Source organism: Acidisoma sp. 7E03 (assembly GCF_054665075.1).
Map to the genome: position 1 here is coordinate 65,621 of NZ_BAAFHE010000013.1, position 20,456 is coordinate 86,076.

Annotated in this window: 20 protein-coding genes; 14 read left to right on the plus strand and 6 right to left on the minus strand. The window is 68.7% G+C overall.

The annotated features are described in order from the left end of the window. Positions 1-2: 2 nt before the first annotated feature. Genes ACYQ6W_RS18670 through ACYQ6W_RS18700 form a run of 7 tightly spaced genes read left to right on the plus strand, consistent with a single transcriptional unit; the run spans position 3 to position 7,203 of the window. Positions 3-1,082: a BMP family ABC transporter substrate-binding protein gene (locus ACYQ6W_RS18670; RefSeq protein WP_459677447.1), complete on the plus strand. Its 1,080-nt coding sequence runs from the start codon at positions 3-5 to the stop codon at positions 1,080-1,082. Between the two features lie 3 nt (positions 1,083-1,085). After that, positions 1,086-2,666 (plus strand): ABC transporter ATP-binding protein, encoded by a 1,581-nt coding sequence (locus tag ACYQ6W_RS18675; RefSeq protein WP_459677449.1) that lies wholly within the window; start codon positions 1,086-1,088, stop codon positions 2,664-2,666. Next, complete coding sequence (locus ACYQ6W_RS18680; RefSeq protein ID WP_459677452.1) at positions 2,663-3,679, plus strand: ABC transporter permease; 1,017 nt, start codon at positions 2,663-2,665, stop codon at positions 3,677-3,679. The genes ACYQ6W_RS18675 and ACYQ6W_RS18680 overlap by 4 nt, the downstream gene beginning before the upstream one ends. Next, the gene (locus tag ACYQ6W_RS18685) at positions 3,676-4,563 is read left to right on the plus strand and encodes an ABC transporter permease (RefSeq protein ID WP_459677453.1); all 888 of its coding nucleotides are present in this window, start codon (positions 3,676-3,678) and stop codon (positions 4,561-4,563) included. Before ACYQ6W_RS18680 ends, ACYQ6W_RS18685 begins: the two co-directional genes overlap by 4 nt. A 27-nt stretch (positions 4,564-4,590) precedes the next feature. Beyond that, positions 4,591-5,535 (plus strand): nucleoside hydrolase, encoded by a 945-nt coding sequence (locus tag ACYQ6W_RS18690; protein ID WP_459677454.1) that lies wholly within the window; start codon positions 4,591-4,593, stop codon positions 5,533-5,535. A 10-nt stretch (positions 5,536-5,545) separates the two neighbouring features. Continuing rightward, on the plus strand, positions 5,546-6,304 hold the full coding sequence (locus ACYQ6W_RS18695; protein WP_459677455.1) for a class I SAM-dependent methyltransferase: 759 nt from the start codon (positions 5,546-5,548) through the stop codon (positions 6,302-6,304). Then, positions 6,304-7,203 (plus strand): MBL fold metallo-hydrolase, encoded by a 900-nt coding sequence (locus ACYQ6W_RS18700; RefSeq protein WP_459677456.1) that lies wholly within the window; start codon positions 6,304-6,306, stop codon positions 7,201-7,203. The genes ACYQ6W_RS18695 and ACYQ6W_RS18700 overlap by 1 nt, the downstream gene beginning before the upstream one ends. Here the strand turns inward: ACYQ6W_RS18700 and ACYQ6W_RS18705 are convergent. Continuing rightward, positions 7,184-7,921, minus strand: a complete 738-nt coding sequence (locus ACYQ6W_RS18705; protein WP_459677459.1) for a metallophosphoesterase family protein — start codon at positions 7,919-7,921, stop codon at positions 7,184-7,186. The genes ACYQ6W_RS18700 and ACYQ6W_RS18705 overlap by 20 nt on opposite strands. 140 nt (positions 7,922-8,061) lie before the next feature. On the opposite strand from ACYQ6W_RS18705, the gene ACYQ6W_RS18710 reads away from it, so the two are divergent. From ACYQ6W_RS18710 to ACYQ6W_RS18725, 4 genes are all read left to right on the plus strand, one after another. Then, complete coding sequence (locus ACYQ6W_RS18710; protein ID WP_459677460.1) at positions 8,062-8,823, plus strand: ABC transporter ATP-binding protein; 762 nt, start codon at positions 8,062-8,064, stop codon at positions 8,821-8,823. Continuing rightward, entirely contained in the window at positions 8,823-9,644 is an 822-nt protein-coding gene (locus ACYQ6W_RS18715; protein WP_459677461.1) for an ABC transporter permease, read from the plus strand. Before ACYQ6W_RS18710 ends, ACYQ6W_RS18715 begins: the two co-directional genes overlap by 1 nt. A gap of 22 nt (positions 9,645-9,666) precedes the next feature. Then, positions 9,667-10,299: a histidine phosphatase family protein gene (locus ACYQ6W_RS18720; RefSeq protein ID WP_459677463.1), complete on the plus strand. Its 633-nt coding sequence runs from the start codon at positions 9,667-9,669 to the stop codon at positions 10,297-10,299. Positions 10,300-10,375: 76 nt separating this feature from the next. Next, positions 10,376-11,065 carry a lipid-binding SYLF domain-containing protein gene (locus ACYQ6W_RS18725; protein WP_459677464.1) on the plus strand — a complete coding sequence of 230 codons (690 nt, stop codon included), beginning with the start codon at positions 10,376-10,378 and terminating at the stop codon, positions 11,063-11,065. An 18-nt stretch (positions 11,066-11,083) separates the two neighbouring features. Here ACYQ6W_RS18725 and ACYQ6W_RS18730 read toward each other — a convergent pair whose 3' ends face one another. From ACYQ6W_RS18730 to ACYQ6W_RS18750, 5 genes are all read right to left on the minus strand, one after another. Next, the gene (locus tag ACYQ6W_RS18730) at positions 11,084-11,770 is read right to left on the minus strand and encodes a class I SAM-dependent methyltransferase (RefSeq protein WP_459677466.1); all 687 of its coding nucleotides are present in this window, start codon (positions 11,768-11,770) and stop codon (positions 11,084-11,086) included. Between the two features lie 109 nt (positions 11,771-11,879). After that, on the minus strand, positions 11,880-13,343 hold the full coding sequence (locus tag ACYQ6W_RS18735) for a sodium:solute symporter family protein (RefSeq protein ID WP_459677468.1): 1,464 nt from the start codon (positions 13,341-13,343) through the stop codon (positions 11,880-11,882). Next, entirely contained in the window at positions 13,340-13,576 is a 237-nt protein-coding gene (locus ACYQ6W_RS18740; RefSeq protein ID WP_459677469.1) for a DUF3311 domain-containing protein, read from the minus strand. Before ACYQ6W_RS18740 ends, ACYQ6W_RS18735 begins: the two co-directional genes overlap by 4 nt. A gap of 78 nt (positions 13,577-13,654) precedes the next feature. Then, positions 13,655-14,944 (minus strand): NAD(P)/FAD-dependent oxidoreductase, encoded by a 1,290-nt coding sequence (locus tag ACYQ6W_RS18745; RefSeq protein WP_459677470.1) that lies wholly within the window; start codon positions 14,942-14,944, stop codon positions 13,655-13,657. Next, a complete protein-coding gene (locus ACYQ6W_RS18750) occupies positions 14,941-16,281 on the minus strand; it encodes a glutamine synthetase family protein (protein ID WP_459677471.1) in 1,341 nt (446 codons plus the stop codon). Before ACYQ6W_RS18750 ends, ACYQ6W_RS18745 begins: the two co-directional genes overlap by 4 nt. A gap of 293 nt (positions 16,282-16,574) precedes the next feature. Here ACYQ6W_RS18750 and ACYQ6W_RS18755 point away from each other — a divergent pair, with 293 nt between their 5' ends. The 3 genes from ACYQ6W_RS18755 to ACYQ6W_RS18765 all read left to right on the plus strand — a co-directional run bounded on the left by ACYQ6W_RS18755 (position 16,575) and on the right by ACYQ6W_RS18765 (position 20,431). Next, positions 16,575-17,477 carry an aldose 1-epimerase family protein gene (locus ACYQ6W_RS18755; protein ID WP_459677473.1) on the plus strand — a complete coding sequence of 301 codons (903 nt, stop codon included), beginning with the start codon at positions 16,575-16,577 and terminating at the stop codon, positions 17,475-17,477. Positions 17,478-17,619: 142 nt separating this feature from the next. Next, positions 17,620-19,179 carry an FGGY-family carbohydrate kinase gene (locus ACYQ6W_RS18760; RefSeq protein ID WP_459677474.1) on the plus strand — a complete coding sequence of 520 codons (1,560 nt, stop codon included), beginning with the start codon at positions 17,620-17,622 and terminating at the stop codon, positions 19,177-19,179. Next, positions 19,169-20,431 carry an ROK family transcriptional regulator gene (locus ACYQ6W_RS18765; protein WP_459677475.1) on the plus strand — a complete coding sequence of 421 codons (1,263 nt, stop codon included), beginning with the start codon at positions 19,169-19,171 and terminating at the stop codon, positions 20,429-20,431. Before ACYQ6W_RS18760 ends, ACYQ6W_RS18765 begins: the two co-directional genes overlap by 11 nt. Positions 20,432-20,456 lie beyond the last annotated feature (25 nt).

A 20,456-nucleotide genomic window follows, 5' to 3' on the forward strand; every position in this document is an offset into this window, starting at 1 on the left:
CCATGGCCGAGCGAGACGACACGTCATCCCCCCTTCCGTTGAGCGCACGACCGACCCGCCGCAGCCTTCTCGGCGCGGGCGCGCGCGGCGCCGCTCTCCTCGGGGCCGCCGCCGGCCTGCCTCTGCTCGGCCGCCCGGCCTTCGCCGCGGGCAAGCTGGTCGCCCTCGTCCATACCCAGGCGGCGGGTGACAACGGCCCGGTGGACGACATGATCGCCCATCTCAAGGCGCTCGGGAAAAAGGATCATTTCCCGGTCCGCACGATCTATGCGGCCGATCCCTCGGCCTATCAGTCGATCCTCTCGACCCTCGCCGGCGCGGGGGCCGCCGTCATCGTCACCACCTTCAACGAGATGGCAGACCCCATCAAAGCCGTGGCGCCGCAATATCCCGGCACGAAGTTCATCCAGCTCTATGCCGATCCCTTCAATCCGATCATCCCGAACGTGCGTACGGTGGAATACCAGGCGCATTACGGCATGTATCTCGCCGGCCTCTTCGGCGCGAAGATCAGCCAGAGCCACAAGCTCGGCTATATCGGCGGCGTCAGCCTGCCTGGCCTCAATGCCGACCTCAACGCCATGAAGGCAGGCGCGGCCCAGGTCTCCTCCACCGTCACCGTGAAAGGCGCCTTCGCCGGCTCCTTCCAGGACCCGACGAAGGGCCGGGAGATCGCGAACCAACTCTACGGCACCGGGATCGACTTCATCCAGACGGATGGTGCCGCGACCGACGCCGGCGTCATCCGCGCGGCCGGCGAAGGCGCCAACCGCATCGTCAGTGCCGTCTTCCGCACCCAGTTCAAGCTCGGGCCGAAGACCGTCGCCTCCTCCGTGCTGGTCAATTTCGGCCAGAGCCTGACCGATCAGGTCTCGGCCGCCGTTTCCGGCAAGTTCGAGGCGGGCCACTACGTCAGCACGCTCGCCGACGGCATCATCGACTTCGTGCCCTCGGACCTTTTCATGCAGAACGGCCCGCCGGCCTACGTAACGGCCGCGAAGGCGGCCTGGCCCGCGGTCAACGAGGCGAAAGCCGCGATCATCGCCGGCAAATTGAAAGTGCCGTTCAACACCCAGCTCTGAGGCATGCACGACGCCGCAGAGGCCGGGGCGGCTCTCGCCTGCTCCGGCTTGACCGTCCGCTTCGGGGATTTCACGGCGCTCGCCGAGGTGAGCCTCGCCTTCGCACCCCGGCGCATCCATGCCGTCTGCGGCCAGAACGGCGCCGGCAAGACGACCTTCGCCCGCGCCTGCGCGGGCCTGGTCGCGCCCTCCGCCGGCACCATCGCGGTCGGCGGTCAGCGCCTGCGCGGGAGGCAGGTACAAGCGGCGCGCGCCGCCGGCGTGGAGCTGGTGCATCAGAGCTTTGCGCTGCCGCCCTCCTTTACCATCGCCGAGGCCATGGAGTTCGGCCGCGCCGGCGCGCCCGGCGGCCTCTACACGCGCCGGCGCCTGGAAGACCGCTGGCGGTCGCATCTCGCGACCCTCGGGGTAGAGGCGAAGCCCTCCACCCGGATCCGTGACCTGCCGGTCGAGACGCAGCAGGCGGTGGAGATTGCCCGCGCCCTGGCGGGCGAGGCCCGCGTGCTGATCCTGGACGAGCCCACCGCCGTCCTCGCGCCGGCCGCGGCCGATGCGCTCTTCGCGCGCCTGCGGCGGCTGTGCGACGGGGGTGTCACCATCCTCGTCATCCTGCACAAGATCCGCGAGGTGCTGGCCGTCGCCGATACCGTCTCGGTGCTGCGCGGCGGCCGCCTGATCGCGGCGACGGACGAGGCGCGGACGACGACGCCGGACGCCCTCGCCCGCGCGATCATCGGCAGCACCCCTCCCGAAACCGTGGCGGGCCAGACCGGTGCGGAGGATCTGGCGGCGCTGGTGGGCGCGGGTGTGCCGCATGGCGTGGTGCATGCGGAAGTTGGTGCGCAGATGGTGGCGACGCTCGACGGCGTCTCCACCCGGCCGGCGGCGGACGGGCAAGAACTGCACGGCGTGACGCTGCGGGTGGCGGCGGGGGAGATCATCGGCATCGCCGGGGTGGAGGGAAACGGCCAGCGTCCGCTGGTCGAGGCCTTGGCCGGTCTCGTGCCGCTCACCGCCGGGCGCATCACCCTGGACGGTGCGGAGGTGACGGGCCTGCCGCTCGCCGAGCGGCGGCGGCGCGGGCTGCGCATCATCCCCTTCGAACGCAACACGGAGGGGCTGAGCCTGACCAGCCCCTTATGGGAAAACTGGGCGGCACGCGGGCTGCTCGAAGGGTCGGCGCTGTCCCTGATCCGGCCGCGTGCCCTGCGCCGGGCCGCGGACGAGGCCTTCCGCCGCTGGGACGTGCGGTTCACCAGCGCCGACCAGCCGGCGCGCGCCCTCTCCGGCGGCAACGCCCAGAAGGTCATTCTCGCCCGCGAGATCGACGCCGCGGCGCGGCTCATCATCCTGGCTCAGCCGACGCGCGGCCTCGACCTCGGCGCCACCGCCTTCGTCTGGCAGGCGATGCGCGAGGCACGCGACCGCGGCCTCGGCCTCATTCTGATCTCCTCGGATCTGGACGAGCTGTTCGACATCGCCGACCGGCTGGTGGTGCTACAAGGCGGCCGCGTGGCCGGCACGTTCCGCCCGCCCTACGACCTCGGGCCAGTCGGCGCCGCCATGGTGGGTGGCCCCGCATGAGCGCCGGTCTCCTTGCCGTGGGCCGCGCCGTCGCCTTCGTCGCCCTGGCACTCATCCTCTGCGGCGCGCTCTTCGAAATCGCCGGCTTCTCCGCGCCCGACATGTTCGCGGCCATCCTGCAGGGTGCCTTCCTCTCCGACGGCGCACTCGGCCACGATCTGCGCTGGGCCTGCCCGCTCTTCATCTCGGCCTGCGGCGTGCTGGTCGCCTTCCGTTGCGGCTATTTCAACGTCGGCACGCAGGGACAGTTCTACATGGGCGCGATCGGCGCGACGGTCGCCGTCACCCTGCTGCCTGGCCTGCCGCCGCTGCTGGTCACCCTCGCGGCCCTCCTCGGCGGCCTCGCCGCCGGCGGAGTCTGGGCGCTGTGGCCCGGCTGGCTCCGCATCCGCTCCGGCACCGACGAGGTCATCACCACGCTGATGGGCAATTTCATCGCCGGCCTCTTCCTGGTCTGGGTGACGAGCGGGCCATTGAAGGACCCGGCGGGCAGCGGCCAGGTGACGTCGAGCAAGCCGGTGGCCGCCGCCATCCGCATCAGCAATGACAGCGGCGTCTCAGGCTGGATTCTGGGGCTGACCCTTATCGTGGGTCTCGTCACCTGGCTGCTCGTCAACCGCACCGCCTTCGGCGTGCTGGGGGGGCTCGCCGGGCGCAACCCGGTGATGGTGACCTGGCAGGGCGCGCGCCTCTCCCGCCTCGGCCTCGGGGCTTTCGTCTTCAGTGGTGCGACGGCCGGCCTCGCAGGCGCGATGGAGGTGTTGGGGCCGGATGGGCGACTCGTCTCCGGCTTCTCGCCCGCACATGGCTTCACCGCCGTGCTGATCGCCCTCGTCGCCAATCTCTCCGTCTCCGGCAGCGTGATCGTCGCCCTCTTCTTCGGCGGCCTCGCCTCGGCCAGCCTCTATTTGCCGGTGATCGCGGGCCTGCCGGCCGCCGCGATCGACATGGTGAATGCGGCGATCGCCCTCTTCATCACGGCGCGGCCACAGTGGCGGAAGCGCGCGCGATGATCGACCTTCTCGTCTCCGTCCTGCGCACCGGCACGCCGATGATCTACGTGGCGCTGGCCGGCGTGCTCGCCCAGCGCGCCGGCGTGTGGAATCTCGGCCTCGAGGGGCTGATGATCACCGGGGCCTGCGCGGCCGTGGTCGTCGTGGCGCAGACCGGATCGGTGGCCCTCGGCCTCGCCGCCGCCGTCGCTTTCGCCGTGCTGCTCTCGGCGCTCCTCTGGTTCGTCATCGAGAAGCTGCGCGCCAATGCCATCATCGCCGGGCTCGGCCTCACCGGCCTCGGCCTCGGCGGCACGGATTTCGCGGTCCAGGCCGTCTATGGGTCAGAGGCCGCCGTGACGGCGCCGGCCGGCATCCCGAGCCTCGGCCCCGGCTTCGGCCCCTTCGGCGTGCTGGACGCCGTCGTCCTCGCCATGCCGGTCGTCGTCTTCGGAGTCTGGGTGCTGTGCCGCCGCACGCGCTTCGGCCTGCGTCTCGCCGCCGCCGGCGAGCACCCCTTCGCCGCCCGCAGCGTCGGCGCCGACCCGGCGCGCATGCGGCTGATGGCGCTGCTCCTCGGCGGCGTGCTGGCGGGCCTCGGCGGCGCCGAACTCTCCCTCGGCGGCCTGCAGATCTTCAGCGTCGGCATGACGGCGGGGCGCGGCTTCATGGCCTTCTCCGCCGTCATCTTCGGCGCGGGCCACCCGGTGGGTGCCACCTTCGCCGCCCTCTTCTTCGCCCTCGTCGATTATCTCGGCATCAAGGCCCAGCTCGTCTTCGGCGAGCGCGCCCCGCGCGACTTCGTGTTGATGCTTCCCTACCTTGCCACCGTCCTCGGCATATGGATCAGTGCCCGCTTCCGGGGCGGGGCGCTGCTCGGCTCGACCGAGATGCGCGACGGCTGACCTTTCCGCCCGAGACCGAGGAATCCCATGACCAAACGCGTGATCTTCGACACAGACCCGGGCCAGGACGACGCGATTGCCATCCTGCTCGCCCTCGCCTCGCCCGCCGAGATCACGGTGGAGGCGATCGTCGCGGTGGGCGGCAACGTGCCCGTCACCCTCACCTCCAAGAACGCGCGCAAGATCTGCGAACTCGCTGGCCGTCCGGACATTCCGGTCTATGCCGGCTGCGCGGGACCCATGGCCGCGCGCCCGCTCGTCACCGCCGAGCATGTGCATGGCGCGACCGGCCTGAACGGGCCGGATCTGCCGGAGCCCACGATGCCGCTGCAGACGCAGCACGGCGTCGATTTCCTGGTGGACAGGTTGCGCGCGGAGGCCGCCGGAGAGATCACCCTCTGCGTCCTCGGGCCCATGACGAACATCGCCATGGCGCTGATCAAGGCGCCGGACATCGCCCCCCGCATACGCGAGATCGTCGCCATGGGCGGCGCCTATTTCGAAGTGGGCAACATCACGCCGGCGGCCGAGTTCAACATCTATGTCGATCCCACGGCCGCGGCCATCGTGCTGGCGAGCGGCATTCCGATTACCCTGCTGCCGCTGGACGTGACGCATCAGGTGCAGACGACGCCGGCCCGGCTGGAGGCGATCCGCGCGGTGCCGACCCGCGCCGCCCAGGCGACGGCCGAGATGATCGCCTTCTCAGGGGGGTTCGATCTGGACAAATACGGCGCGGAGGGGCCGCCGCTGCACGACCCCTGCGTGACGGCCTATCTCCTGCGGCCCGATCTCTTTCAGGGCCGGCACATCAATGTCGAGGTGGAGACCGCAAGCCCGCTGACGCTCGGCATGACGGTTGCCGACTACTGGCGCGTGACCGACCGGCCACCGAATGCGCTCTACATGCGCGATGTCGACGCCCAGGGCTTCTATGACCTGCTGACAGAAAGACTGGCCCTTTTGCCCTGAGGAGACGGCGTTGCGCTATGTCCGGGTCGCTGCAATCGAAGAGGCCTATTTCAAAGTCGAGATCGACAAGACGGTCTCGCCGCGAGACCACATGTATAATAGCGGCCCCGACTGGTATTTCTCGGTCGGGGTAGACGCCATCCGCGCCGTCTTTCGCGCGCTCGCGACCAGCGCGATGGCGGAGCCGAAACGCATCCTCGACCTGCCGTGCGGCCATGGACGCGTGGCGCGGCATCTCCGCGCCGCCTTCCCCAACGCTGCCATCACCTTCGCCGACATCGACACGGACGGCGCCGATTTCTGTGCTGCCCAGTTTGCTGGCATGGCCCTGCATTCCCAGCCCGACCTCACCCAGGTCGATCTCGGCGCGCCTTATGACCTGATCTGGATCGGCTCGCTCTTCACCCATGTCGATGCGAGCCGTGCCACTGCCTGGCTGGCCCATCTCTGTCGCAGTCTCAACCGCCATGGCGTCGTCATCGCAACCTTGCACGGACAATGGAGCCGGGAGGTGCAGCGGTCCTACGGCGCGATGATCGGTGACCGGGAGTGGCAGCGTATGCTAGCCGGTTGTGAGGCAAGCGGATGGGGCTATGCGCCCTACCCCGATACGCCGGATTACGGCGTCTCACTCGTCAAGGCTTCCACTGCCGTCGCCATGGCGAGCACGATCGAGGGCGTCCGCATCCTGGGCTATATGGAGCGCGGCTGGGCCGGCAACCACGACGTGCTGATGCTGACCGCCTGGGACCGGATGGAGCCTTGGTGATGACCCGCGACCTCTCCGAGACGATGCGGATTCTGGAGCCCGCGCCGGGCGTGCTCGGCTTCTATGACGGGCGGATTGCGGGCAAGCGGCTGTGGTCGGAGGCGCCGAACTGGCTGGATGACGGAGCCTACGAGCTTGGCATCTGCACCTATGCCATCCTCGATGGCGATGAGGCGCTGGTCTACGACACCCATGTCTCGCTCGACCATGCGCGCCGCATCCGGGCCGCGGTGGAGACGCGCGGCGCCCGGCACATTCGCGTCGTGCTCAGCCATTGGCATGACGACCATGTTGCCGGCAACGCGGTCTTCGCCGATTGCGAGATCATCGCCAATCGGCGGACGGCAGAACTGCTGGCCGAGAACCGGGCCACCATGGAAGCGGCGGAGCCGCCGATCCGGCCGCTGGTGATGCCCACGCGCCTCTTCGACGACCGGCTGGATCTGATGGTCGGCACCCGCCGGGTGGAGCTGCACCGGATGGACATCCATAGCGAGGACGGCACGGTGATGCGCCTCGCCGATGCCAGCCTGCTCTTCGCCGGGGACACGCTGGAAGACCCGATCACCTATGTCGCCGAGCCCGGGCGCCTCGCCACGCATCTGGCCGAGATCGACCGGCTGGCCACCCTCTCCTTCACGCGCATCCTGCCCGATCATGGGGCGGAGGCGGTGATTGCCGCCGGCGGCTATGCGCGAAACTTCCTCGACGCGACGCATCGGTACGTGTCGCGATTGCTCTCGGCTCCGCGCGATCCGGCGCTCGCCGCCCTGCCGCTCGCCGACTGGATCGCCGAGGACCTGGCGCGCGGCGCGCTGCATCCCTTCGCGCCCTACGCGGCAGTGCATGCCCGCAACCTGGCGGCGGTGCTGGAGGCCGCTACTTCCGGGGCTTCTTAGGGCCCGGCACCTGGATGAAGGCCATCCGGTCTTCCTCCAGCACGAGACAGGTGAGCTTCCCGCCATAGACGGCGCCGGTGTCGATGCCGATGCGGTTGATGCGCAGGATCGGCGTCTTCTTCGGCGTATGGCCGTGCACGACGATCGCCTCATGCGGATGGGGCCAGGAGAGGAAGGGCTCCCTGATCCAGACGAGATCGTGCGGGTCCTGCTCCATCATCGGCACGCCCGGGCGCAACCCGGCATGGGCGAAGAAGTAGCCGCCGCGCCGATAAAAGATGCGCTGGTGCCGGATGACCGCGAGCTGCTCGGGCGGGATGTGCCGCTCCCACTGCACCACCGGGGTCTTCTTCGGCACGCCCCAGTCGGCGAGGCAGGCTTCTCCCCCGTTGCGGCGCCAGAGGGAGGCGGTCTCCCCGCCGCCGTCGATTGCCGTGAGGCAGAGATCTTCGTGATTGCCGCGCAGATTGACCATCTCGCCAGGAATGGGCGGGCCTTGGGCAATGCGCGCGAGAACGGCGGCGCTGTTCGGGCCGCGGTCGATGAGATCGCCCATATGGACGATGACCACCTCCTCCACCGGCCGCGCCGCATAATCCACCGCGATGCGATCGAAGATCGCCGCATGGGCCTCGTCACAGCCATGGACGTCGCCGATGGCATAGATGCGAAGATCGGGCGGCAGGCGGCCGGGCGCGGGCTTGAAGGTCAGCTTCATCGGTGGGCAGGCGTCTTTCAGTTCGTCAGGCAATCCTGTGGTCAAAATCCCGGCATCGGCGTGCCGCAGCCGCGTCGCATCTGTTCCATCCGCCTGCGGGGGGCTCGACAGACAGGCGACGGCCCGGCAGAGAGGGACCCATGAACACGGTGCGCGTGCAAGCCCTCAGCAAGCGTTACGCCACAACGCTTGCCGTCGACAATATCGGCTTCACGATTGCGCAGGGGCAGACGGTCGGGCTGCTCGGCGGCAATGGGGCGGGCAAGACGACGACGATCTCGATGATGCTCGGGCTCCTTCTGCCGACCTCGGGACGGATCGAGATTCTGGGCCATGACATGGCGCGGGACCGGTTCGCGGCCCTGGCGCGGATGAACTTCTCCTCCCCCTACATCGCGCTGCCCAGCCGCATCACGGTGCGGGAAAACCTGCGGGTCTATGCGCATCTCTACGGCGTACCCAAAGCAGATACGCGAATCGCCCAGCTGTCGGAGGAACTCGACCTCGGCGGTTTCCTCGACCGACCGGCGGGTGAACTCTCCGCCGGGCAGAAGACGCGCGTGGCGCTCGCCAAGTCCCTCATCAACCGCCCCGACGTTTTGCTGCTGGACGAGCCGACGGCGAGCCTCGACCCCGACACCGGCGATCTGGTGCGCAGCTGGCTGGAGCGCTACCGCGCGCAGTCCGGCTGCTCGATGCTCATCGCCTCCCACAACATGGGCGAGGTGGAACGGCTCTGCGACCACGTACTGATGATGCGCAAGGGCCGCATCGTCGCCGAGGGCAGCCCGGACGCGCTACGCGAGCGCTACGACCGCGAAACGATGGAGGAAGTCTTCCTCGACATCGCGCGCGGCCGCGGCCATGCCGCTTCCGCAGCGGCGGCGGAGACGACCTCGTGATGGCCTCGCTTCGCCGCATCTGGGGGCTGATGTATCGGCACCTCTGCCTCTACCGCCGCTCCTGGCCGCGCCTCGTCGAACTCGCCTATTGGCCGATCCTGCAGATGTGCATCTGGGGGTTCACCGCGCGCTTCATCTCCGGCAGCGGCTTCGGCACGGCGGCAGGCGGCGGCCATCACGGCCTGGCGCTGGCCGCGACCACGCTGCTCGGCGGCGTGCTGCTGTGGGAGATCTGCATCCGCAGCCAGATGGGCGTCGCCATCAGCTTCATGGAAGAGCTGTGGTCCCGCAATCTCGGCCATATCTTCATCAGCCCATTGCGACCCTGGGAGCTGATCGCCGGTCTCGTGGGCGTCGCCCTCGCCCGCACGCTGGCCGGCGTGCTGCCGGCCATCCTGGTGGCCTGGGCGCTCTATGCCTTCAACCTCTTCACCCTCGGCCCCATCCTGGTTCTCTTCTTCGCCAATCTCATGCTGATGGGCTGGGCCGTCGCCCTCGGCATCGTGTCGCTCATCCTGCGCTACGGCGCGGGGGCGGAGGCGCTGGCCTGGTCCCTGCTCTTCGGCCTCACCCCGCTCGCCGCGGTCTATTACCCGGTCTCGACACTGCCGGCCTGGCTGCAGCCGATCTCCCACGCGATCCCGGGCACCCATGTCTTCGAAGGCATGCGCGCCGTGCTGCTGGAGGGACGGGCGCCACTCGGCGAGATGGCCGCGGCCGTGGGCCTCAACCTGGTCTGGCTCGCCATCGCCGCCCTGCTCTTCGCCTGGCAGTTCCAGTCCGCGCGGCGGCGCGGCGCCCTCGTCGCCATCGGCGAATGACCCTTCTACGAAAGACCCGCCTATGACGAGCACCCGCTTCTGGCTCATCCGCCATGCCCTGGTGGACGCGGAGGCGCGGCTGCGGCTCTACGGCGATCAGGACGTGCCGGTCTGCGCCGCCACCATGCGGACGCAGGCGGCGGCCTATGCGGAACTCGGCCAGCGGCTGCCCCAGCCCGCGCGCTGGTTCGTCACCCCCCTCTCCCGCACCCGCCTGACGGCGGAGGCGATCTTCGCGGGCGGCTACCCAGCGCAGCCGCTCGCGGTGGAGGCCGGGATGATCGAACAGTCCTTCGGCGCGCTGCAGGGCACGGAGAACGCGGAGCTGAGCGCGCGGCTCGCCCTGCCGAAGCATGATTTCTGGCCGACCTCCCATGCCGAGCGACCCGAAGGGGGCGAGAGCTTCGAAGACGTGATCGGCCGGGTTGGCGCCATCATCGAGCGGCTGGCGCGCGGCCATGCGGGGGAGGATCTCGTCATCGTCTGCCACGGCGGCACCATCCGCGCCGCCATGGCCCATGCGCTCGGCATCGGCGCGGAGCCGGCGCTGCGCTTCACCGTCGGCAATATTTCCCTCACGCGACTCGAACGCCGGGGCGATGCTTGGCGCGTGCTCGCCGCCAACGAGACCATGGCAGGCGTCCCTGCCTTCTAGGCGTCACGTTTTTGACACCGGGCGCGGCTAGGCCGACACGATGGACAGCTAAGACGAAGCAAGAGGAGAGGCCACCATGCGCTTGAGAAACATGCTGATCGGGGCCGCCCTGCTGGCTGTCGCCCCGCTGATGAGCGGCTGCGCCACGGGCAGCGGGCCACAGGCGCAGCAGGAGATCGTCGACCGCTCGACGCTTGCGCTGCAGGACGTGCTGAACAGCACCCAATCCTCGAGCGTGATCGACACGCTGCGCAGCGCACGAGCCGTGATCCTCTGCCCGCAGATGTTCAAGGCGGGCTTCCTGATCGGCGGATCGGGCGGCAATTGCGTGCTGATAGCCCGCGCCGCCGGCGGCTCATGGTCCGACCCCGCCTTCTATTCCATGGGCAGCGGCAGCTTCGGTGCCCAGATCGGCGTGCAGAGCGCGGAGCTTGTGGTCATGATCATGAACGACCGGGCGCTGGGTGCCGTGCTGCGCAACCACTTCAAGTTCGGCGGCGATGCCTCCCTCGCGGTCGCGACGGTCGGTGCCGGCATCGGCGGCGGCACCACCACCCATCTGCGCGCTGACTTCGTGACCTTTGCGCGCACCAGCGGGCTCTTCGCCGGTGTCTCGCTCGAGGGCTCGGTGCTGTCGCCCGATACCTCCTCCAACCAGGCCTATTATGGCCAGCCCTTCAACGCCCAGCAGATCACGGTGCAGATGCTGGCGAACAATCCGGGCGCCGACCCGCTGCGCGCGACGCTCAGCCGCTACGGCGGCTGAGCCAGCCGCGGCCCGACGTCAACCGGCGCCCTGCCGGTAGGTCCGCCAGGCGGTGGTGCCCAGGTGGGCGGGCGAAGGGCAGAGGTCCGGATCGAACTGGCCGGTGGCGACCGGCGCGAAGGCGCCACCCAGCAGGGACCAGATATCCAGCCCATCGGAGACCCAGATGAGTTCCGACTGGTCCGGCCGGCGCACCGGGATGGCCCGCGCATCCATATTGGCGACGAAGAGCCGGCCATCGGCACAGAGGCTTGCCCGAATGCGGGCGATATCCTCAGCCGGCGTGAGGCAATGCTGCAGCACCCAGACGGAGAAGGCCGCGTCGACGCGCAGGCCCTTGTCGCACAGGCGCTGCAATTGCCCGGGATCGACGGCCGCAAACCGGTCGCTGCCGACGTAGTCGAGCGCGAGCGCGCGCATCCTCGGGCTGATGTCGGCGCCGATCACCGCGCAGCCATAGACATCAATCAACTGCTTCGCCAAGCGTCCGACGCCGCAGCCATAATCCAGAACCAGACTATCGGGCGTGAGGGCGAGTTCCTGGCCGATGAGGGCGCCGAGATAGGGGGTCTCCCGCGCCCAGCGTACCTCGGTTTCGCAACCAGGCCCCTCATTGGTGAGGATGATCTCCTTGGCCTGGCTCAAATCCTCCACGTCGAAGACGGTCGGGTGATAGATGAGGTGAGGAGGGCTGGTGTCTGACATCGCGCCTCGGGGGTGAGCGGCGCAGGGCCGCAGGCTGGGCTCCCCCGATGATCGGCGCGTTTCGCGCGGCCGACAAGATCATTTCGATCCTGCATCGCGCGACCGCGTATCAAGCGGCAGGCACCTGCCGCCGCAGGCTTTGGGTTGCGAGACTGACCGCCACCATGACGACGAGGTTGAGCAGCAGCGCTGCCGCACCGACGTTGAGATCCCGGATCACTTCCGGCGCATGGGGCAGCAGGGTCGCGACCGTCGTGTTCTCGTGGGTGAAATAGGCGACCGCTACAACGCCCGCAATGATGCCGGCGGCCGCGCCCTGCTTCGTCACTGGGTTGCGCGGCATCAGGCTCGCCATCAGCGCCGGGAAGAGCTGCGTCACGAAGCCATAACCCATGAGCAGCAGGGCGACGATGGTGGAGCTTCCGGCAATCGCGAAATAGACCGCGACGACGCCGATCACCGGCACGAGGCATTTGGCGATGAGCGCGGTCTGCGCGTCCGTCTGAGCAGGCCGGGCGACAGCGATCAGGTTGCGCGCGCAGAGGGTCGCGCCCGTCATCATGATCTGCGAGCCCGGCACGAGAGCGGTGAGGACGCCGGTGGCGCCGATGATGCCGACGAACCAGGGCGGAAAGGCCGCGACGGAGATTTTCAGCAGCGCCATGTTGGTGGCAGCGCCCTTCAGGCCCGGTACCACCAGAACAGCCGAGAAGCCGACGAAGAAGATGAAGAGCAGCACCAGCTGATAGAGCGGCAGCACGACGGCATTCTTGCGAAAGACATCGGCGCTACGGGCGGTGAAGCTCGCCACGAAGTAGTGGGGCCACATGAAGAAGCCGAGCGCCGTGAGCACCACCGTGGAGATGAACCAGGAGAGGCTTTTGCCGGTGGGTGGGAAGGACAGGAATCCAGGCTTTGCGTGGTCAAGCTCCGTGAACATCGCCGAGATGCCGCCATGGTAATGGATCGGCAGATAGAGGCCGATGAAGACTGCAAGGGCAATGATGGCGACATCCTTCACGACTGCAGTCCAAGCCGATCCGCGGATGCCGGAGACCACGACATAAAGTGCCACCACGATAGCGCCGGTGATGACCGCGGCGCTTTTCGGAATACTACCGTAGCTCGCCACTTCGACGATGATACCGAGTCCGGTGAATTGCAGGACGAGATAGGGGATGAGGGCGACGATGCCGACCAGCGCCACGAGAAGCCCAAGCCCAGGGCTTTGGAATTTCGCCGCGAAGAAATCCGGCTGGGAGACGAGGTGCCGTGCCCGGGCATAGCGCCACACCGGCGGAAGCATGAAATAGGAGAGAACGTAGGCGACGGTGCCGTAGACGAGGATGTAATAGGCAGGCGCGCCGAGACCGTATGCGTAGCCGGAGGCCCCGAGGAAGGTGAAGGTCGTGTAGATCTCGCCGGCCAGGAGAAGAAAAACCAGAACGCCGCCGAAGCCTCGGTTGCCGACGGTCCATTCCTCCAGCTTCATGGCATGGCCGTGCCGCGCCGCGAGGCCGAGCCCAAGGGCGAGGATCGCGCCGAGTGCAATGAGAAGGAGGGCGACGTTCATCGGACCTTCTCCTCGTCCGACCGTCCCCGCACGGGATCGAGCCAGTAGATCACCGCCATCACCGCGGATGTGATGACGATCCACACTGAAATCCAGCCCAGAATGAAGGGCATGCCCAGAATAAACGGGGTGGAGGCGTTATGGCATATCGGCCCTAGAAACATGCCGATGAGGGGAAAAATGGCAAGCCACCCGACATGTTTCATCACTGCACCATTTGCTTGATCAGACATCGGAAAGCTTGCGGGCGGTGGAGGGCCGCGCGCAAGCTTTTTGTGTCCGAGACCGTGCGGCCGGCTGCGAGAGAACCGTTACAGCAGGTCGCGCAGGCGGTAGTAGGAGGTGGCCAGGACCAGGGCCGGCAGGCGGAAGCTGCGCCCGCCCGGGAAGCGCGCCTGGGGGATGCGGGCGAAGACGTCGAAGCGGCCGGCCTGGCCCGCCGCCGCTTCCGCCAAGACCCGCCCGGCGAGCCCGGCGAGCGCTACGCCATGGCCTGAAAAGCCCTGCGCCATGAGGACGTTCGGCGCCAGCCTGCCGAAATGCGGCGCGCGGTGGCGGGTGATGTCAACCAAGCCCCCCCAGGTGAACTCCGCCCGCGCATCCCCGATCTGGGGAAAGACTGCGCGCATGCGGGCGAGCATGGAGGCAGCCAAACGCGGCGGCGGCACCGAGGAATAGGACACGCGGCCGCCGAAGAGCAGGCGGTCGTCCTCCGACCGGCGGAAGTAGTCCAGCACGAAGTTGAGATCGGCCACCGCCTCGTTCTGCGGCAGCAGCCGCGCGACGTCGGCCCGCGGCTCGGTCGCGATGACATAGGTGCCGACGGGCATGACGTAGCCCGCGACCTCCGGCCATAGCCGTCCGAGATAGGCGCCGCCGGAGAGCAGCAGCGTATCGGCGGTGACGGTGCCCGAGGCCGTGCGCAGACGCAGAACCGGCCCCTGCTCCACCGCCGTCACCGCGGCGCGCGAGAAGAGCCGCGCCCCCGCCTGCTGGGCGGCGAGGCCGAGACCCAGGGTGTAGTTGAGCGGATGCAGATGGGCCGAGAGGGGATCGGTCATCACCGCGCGGTAGCGCGTGGTGGCGATATGCGCGCGCATCGCCTCCCCGCGCAGCACCTCGGCGCCAGTGACTCCGAGGCGGCCGAGAGCCTCGACCTCTTCTTCCAACTCCCGCTCATGCCGCGGCTTCACCGCGGCATGAAGATAGCCCTTGGTATAGCCGCAGGGGATCGCGAAGCGCCGCACCCGCTCTTCGACGAGCGCCGTCGCTTCCAAGGACATGTCCCACAGCCGACGGGCATCCTCCGCGCCAACGAGGCGGGTGAGCGTCCCCTGCCCCGCCGCGAAGCCGGGCAGCACCTGGCCGCCGTTGCGGCCGGAGGCGCCCCAGCCGATGTCCCGCGCCTCGAGGAGCGCGACCGACAGGCCGCGCTCTGCGAGTTCCAGCGCCGCCGAACAGCCGGTGATGCCGCCGCCGATGATGGCGACGTCAACCCGCAGATCGCCCTGCAGCCTCTCGGTTTCGAGCGCGACGCGCCGCGTCGCCTCGTAATAGCTCGGGGCCGGCCGTTCCCCCTTATCCGCCGGATCGAAGCTCATACGTTCAGCAGCAGATGCTCGCGTTCCCAGGAGCTGATGACGTGCAGGAAGGTTTCGTATTCGAGCTTCTTCACGGCCACCAGCACGTCGATCATCTTGCCGCCCAGGATGTCCCTCAGGGGCTGGCACTCCTCCATGAGATCGAGCGCGTGGGACAGTTCGCGCGGCAGGGCATAGGGCATGGAATAGGCCGAGCCTTCGTAAGGCGCGGTCGGTTCCAGCCCTTCCACCATGCCGAGATAGCCGCAGGCGAGGGTTGCCGCGAAGGCGAGGTAGGGATTGGCATCCGCCCCCGGCACGCGGTTTTCCACGCGCATGGCGGCCGGCGAGCCGAAGGGCACGCGCAGACCGCAAGTGCGGTTGTCGTACCCCCATTCGAGGTTGATCGGCGCGTTCGAGAAGCGCGAGAGCCGGCGATAGGAATTCACATTCGGCGCCAGGATGGGCATCACCGCCGGCGTGTATTTCTGCAGACCTGCGAGATAGTTGCGGAACAGCTTGCTGGCCTTGCCGTCCTCGCCCGCGAAGAGGTTCTTCTTGGTCTCGGGATCGACGATGCTCTGATGCACATGCATCGCGCTGCCTGGCTCATGGCTCATGGGCTTGGCCATGAAGGTGGCGTAGATGTCGTGCCGCAGGGCCACTTCACGCACCGTGCGCTTGAAGAGGAAGACCTGATCGGCCCGCGTCAGCGGTTCTCCATGCAGGAAGTTGATCTCCACCTGGCCCGCGCCCTCTTCGTGAATGAGGGTGTCGAGGTCAAGTTCCTGCGCCTCGCAGAAATCATACATTTCCTCGAAGAGCGGATCGAACTCGTTCACCGCATCGACGGAGTAGGACTGGCGCCCCGTCTCCTTGCGGCCGGAGCGGCCCACGGGCGGCGTCAGCGGGTAATCCGGGTCGGTGTTGCGCCCGACGAGGTAGAATTCCAGTTCCGGCGCGAGGATCGGCTCCCAGCCGCGATCCTTGTAGAGCTGCAGCACGCGCTGTAGCACCTGGCGCGGCGCCATCGGCACCGGATCGCCGTTCTTGTAGTGGCAATCATGGATGATCTGGGCCGTGGGCTCCCGCCCCCAGGGCACCAGACGCACCGTGCTCGCATCCGCGCGCAGCGTGATGTCGATGATCGCGGGGTCGGTCAGCTTGTCGTCCTCATCCGGCGGATATTCGCCGGTCACGGACTGGATGAAGATGGCTTCCGGCAGGCGCAGCGCGCCGCCATCGAGGAATTTTTGCGCGGGCGTGATCTTGCCGCGCGGAATGCCAGTGATGTCCGGCACAAGACATTCCACTTCCGTGACATGATGTTCCGCGAACCATTCGCGCAGATCCGTCATGACGATCTCCTATCGGGTCGAATCCTGTCTCTGGCGCGCGCGAAGGCGCGCACCGCATATCGTCGTGAGAGGAAGGAAGAGACCCTAAGGAGGGCCGGAGACCGGGCGGCAGAGCAGCGCCAGTGCAGCGGGAGACAGCGAATGTCTGTCGAGGCGAGACAAGGGAAAACTCCTGTTCACCGCAAATCTCGCACAAGCCCCCGGGGGTCCGTCAAGCGGGATCGCGTGCCCGCGATGCTTCCAGGCGGGCCGGCCTGCCCCTATCTTCAAAGCCGATCAGACAGGAGCGAGCCATGACCGCCACCGACGACGACCGTCACGCGCTTTCGAACGGAACGCTGAGCGCGACCGTGACCGCGCGCGGCGCGGAACTCTCCTCGCTGCGCGACGCGGCCGGGCAGGAGTATCTGTGGCAGGCGGGCCCTGCCTGGCCGCGCCATTCTCCCGTGCTGTTTCCCATCGTCGGCCGCCTGGCCGGGGACAGCTACACGCATAAGGGACAGACCTACCGGCTGACCCAACACGGCTTCGCGCGCGATCGGCGCTTTGCTTGGGAGACGCGGGAGAGCGGCGCCTGCAGCCTGGTGCTGACCGACGACGCCGAGACCCGGCAGCTCTACCCTTACGCCTTCCGCCTCACCCTCTCCTATGCGCTGGAGGGGGCGACGCTCACCCTTCGCTACACCCTGCGCAACACGGGCGATGGGCCGATGCCGGCAGCCCTCGGCGCCCATCCCGCCTTCGCCTGGCCCATCCTGCCCGGCGTGCCGAAGGAGGCGCACGAGCTGCGCTTCGCGCGCGATGAGCCCGCGCCGATCCATGGCGTGGCGGGCGGCCTGCTGACGCAGGCGACCCACCCCTCCCCCGTGCAGGACCGCGTGCTGCCGCTGCATCCGGACCTTTTTGCGGAGGACGCCCTGGTCTTCACCGAGCTGCAGAGCCGTTCCGTCCGCTTCTCCGGCCGCGACACGCCCGTGCTGGAAGTCGCCTGGGAAGGCTTCGAGCAGCTCGGCGTCTGGACCAAGCCGGGCGGCAGCGGCGATTTCCTCTGCATCGAGCCCTGGCACGGCTATGCGAGCCCGGAGGGCTTTGCCGGCGACCTGATGGAGAAGCCCGGCATGATGATCCTGCCCCCCGGCACCGAGCGTGCGCTGCAATGGAGCGTGACCCTGCTGCCGGCCGACGGCCAAATCTGACCCGGTTTCGGCGCCCAGGAGAGGTTTTGACCAAATTTGGTCAAAACCTCTTGCAGCCCTTCCGCCTGCCCGCTAGCCTTCGGTCCAAGGAAGCGGCCGCCCATGCAGGTGGCCGCGCGGGACGAAGCGCTCACGGGGCGAAATGGCATCGCGCAGCATCATCGGTCTTGATTTCGGAACCGAATCCGCGCGTGGCGTGCGCATCGACATCGCGACAGGCCGGGTCGATGCCCATCATACGGAGCGCTACCGCCACGGGGTGATGACGGCGCAACTGCCGAACGGCGCGCCCCTCCCGGCCCATTACGCCTTGCAGAACGCGCCCGACTATCTGGAGGCGGCCGAGACCATCCTGCGCCGCATCGCGGCCGGGCAAGACGTCGCCGCGATCGGACTCGATTTCACCGCGAGTTCGCCCCTGCCGGCGGCAGTGGACGGCACGCCGCTGTCGCTCCGCCATCCAGACACGCCCCATGCCTATGTGAAGCTGTGGAAGCATGCCGCGGCGCAAAGCTATGCGGATGCCATCAATGCCGAAGGCGGCGCCTTTCTCGCCGACTGCGGCGGGCGGCTGTCCGGCGAGTGGCTGCTGCCCAAGGCCGCGCAGATCGCGGCGGAGGCGCCTGACCTCTGGGGTGAGACGGCGCGTTTCATCGAAGCGGGCGATTGGCTGACCTGGCAGTTGACGGGCCAAGAGAGCCGCAGCCGGGATTTCGCCGCCTATAAGGCGCAGTACACGCCGGACCGGGGATACCCGGCCCATGTCGTGCCGGGCCTGGCCGAGCGGCTGGCACCCCCGGCTGCCGTGGGCACGGCCTGCGGCCGGCTGAACGATGCCTGGCGCAGACGCACGGGCATCACGGGCGAAGCGGTGGTGGCGGTCGCGGTGATCGACTCTCACGTCGTTCTGCCGGCCGTGGGCGCCGTGCAACCTGGGGTGTGGGTCGGCGCGCTCGGCACCTCCGCGGCCTATCTGCTGCTCGGGAAGACGCCGCAGCCTCTGCCACCCGGGCTCGAGGCCGTGGCACATGGCGCCGTGCTGCCCGACCTCTGGTGCTACGAAGCGGGCCAAGCGGGCTTTGGCGACATGCTGGCCTGGTTCGTGCGCACCTTTCCCCGCGATGCCGATCTCAGCCGCAATTTCGCGCTCTACAATGCCGAAGCGGCGCGCCTCGCCCCTGGCCAGAACGGTCTCCTCACCCTGGATTGGTGGAGCGGAAACCGCGTGCCCTATGCGGATTCCGGCCTCGCCGGTCTGATCGCCGGGCTGACCATGGGCAGCACGGCCGCCGGCATCTACCGCTCGCTCATCGACGGGCTGTGCTTCGGCGCGCATCACATCATGGACCGTCTCACGGCGGGCGGCCTGACCATCGACCGCCTGCTCCTCACCAGCGGCCTCGCCGAGGCCAATCCCTTCCTGGTGCAGACGATGGCGGATGTTCTGGGGCGCGAGATCGCCGTGCCGCTCATCGCGCACCCGACGGCCGTGGGCGCGGCGATCCACGGCGCCGTCGCGGGCGGGGTCGTCCCCTCCTTCGCCGAGGGTGCGGCGCGCTTCGGCGCGCGGGAGGCGCAGACCTACCACCCGGACGCGACGCGCCACGCCGCCTATCGCCCGCTGTACCGGAGCTACCTCGACCTCGCCGAGAACGGCGCCTTGCGCAGCACCCTGAGGCGGATCAACGGCCATGCTGGGTGAAAGAGACGCGGCATCGGCGCCGAGTGGCGCCGGGCTGCTGCTGTCCCTGATCGCCGCTGGGGACGCGCGATCGCGCGCCGACCTCGCGGCCCGCACCGGCCTGTCGCGCACGACGGTGACCCAGCTTCTGGCCCAGCTTCTGGCGGATGGGTTGATCGTGGAAGGCGACGAACGGCGGCAGAGCGGTGGCCGCCCCTCTCGCCTGCTGACGGTGGCACCGACCGCCGCGCTTATCCTCGCCGCCGACATCGGCGAAACCCATGCGCGCCTCGCGGTGACCGATCTGACCCCGGCCGTGCGGGCCACCCGCACCCTGCCGATAGACCTCGCCGCCGGCCCCATCGCGACGCTCGATCTGCTCGCCATCGAGTTCCGCCGCCTGCTCGGTGAGGTCGCCGAGGATGGCCCGCGCGTGCTCGGCGTCGGCCTCGGCCTGCCCGCACCGGTGGACCACACGGCGGGCCGGGTGGTCGGCCCCTCCGTCATGCCCGGCTGGGATGATTTCGACATCTGCGATTGCCTCTGCGCCCATCTCGGCGCGCCGGTGGTGGTGGAAAACGACGTCAATCTGCTGACGCTCGCGGAGGCCGCGGCCGGGCGGCTGGAGGCAGAACCCATCCTCTTCGTCAAAGCAGGCACCGGCATCGGCAGCGGCCTCATCGCCGACGGCCGGCTCTATCGCGGCGCGCAGGGCGCATCCGGCGATATCGGCCACATCCAGATCGCCAGCTCGGCGGGGCCGGCCTGCCGCTGCGGCAAGCTCGGCTGTCTCGAAGCCCATGCCGCCGGCTGGGCCCTTGCCCGTGATCTACGGGCCGAAGGCTTTACTGCCGAAACCGCGCGCGACGTGGTCGGCCTGGTGAAGGCGGGCGAGGCGAAGGCCGAGGCGGCGCTGCATCGCGCCGGCCGGGTGTTCGGCGCGGTCATCGCCAGCGCCGTCAGCATTCTCAACCCGAGCGCCATCGTCATCGGCGGCACACTCGCGGAAGCAGGCGAAATCCTGCTCTCCGGCATCCGCGCCGAGGTCCATGCCCGATCGCTTCCGCTCGCTATCCGGCAGTTGCGCATCCTGCGCGCCGAGGCGGGGCCGGATGCGGGCCTGCTGGGGGCCGCGCGCCTGGTCATGGCGGACCGGCTGTCCCCCCGCCATGCGGACACAACCATCGCGATCCATCGCCGCTCTGCCGCCCCGGCTGCGCCGGGCAAAGGAGCGAACGCGGCGGCCCGAAAGGGCCCGGCTCGTCGCGGATAAACAACCGGCCCTGAGGAACGACCCG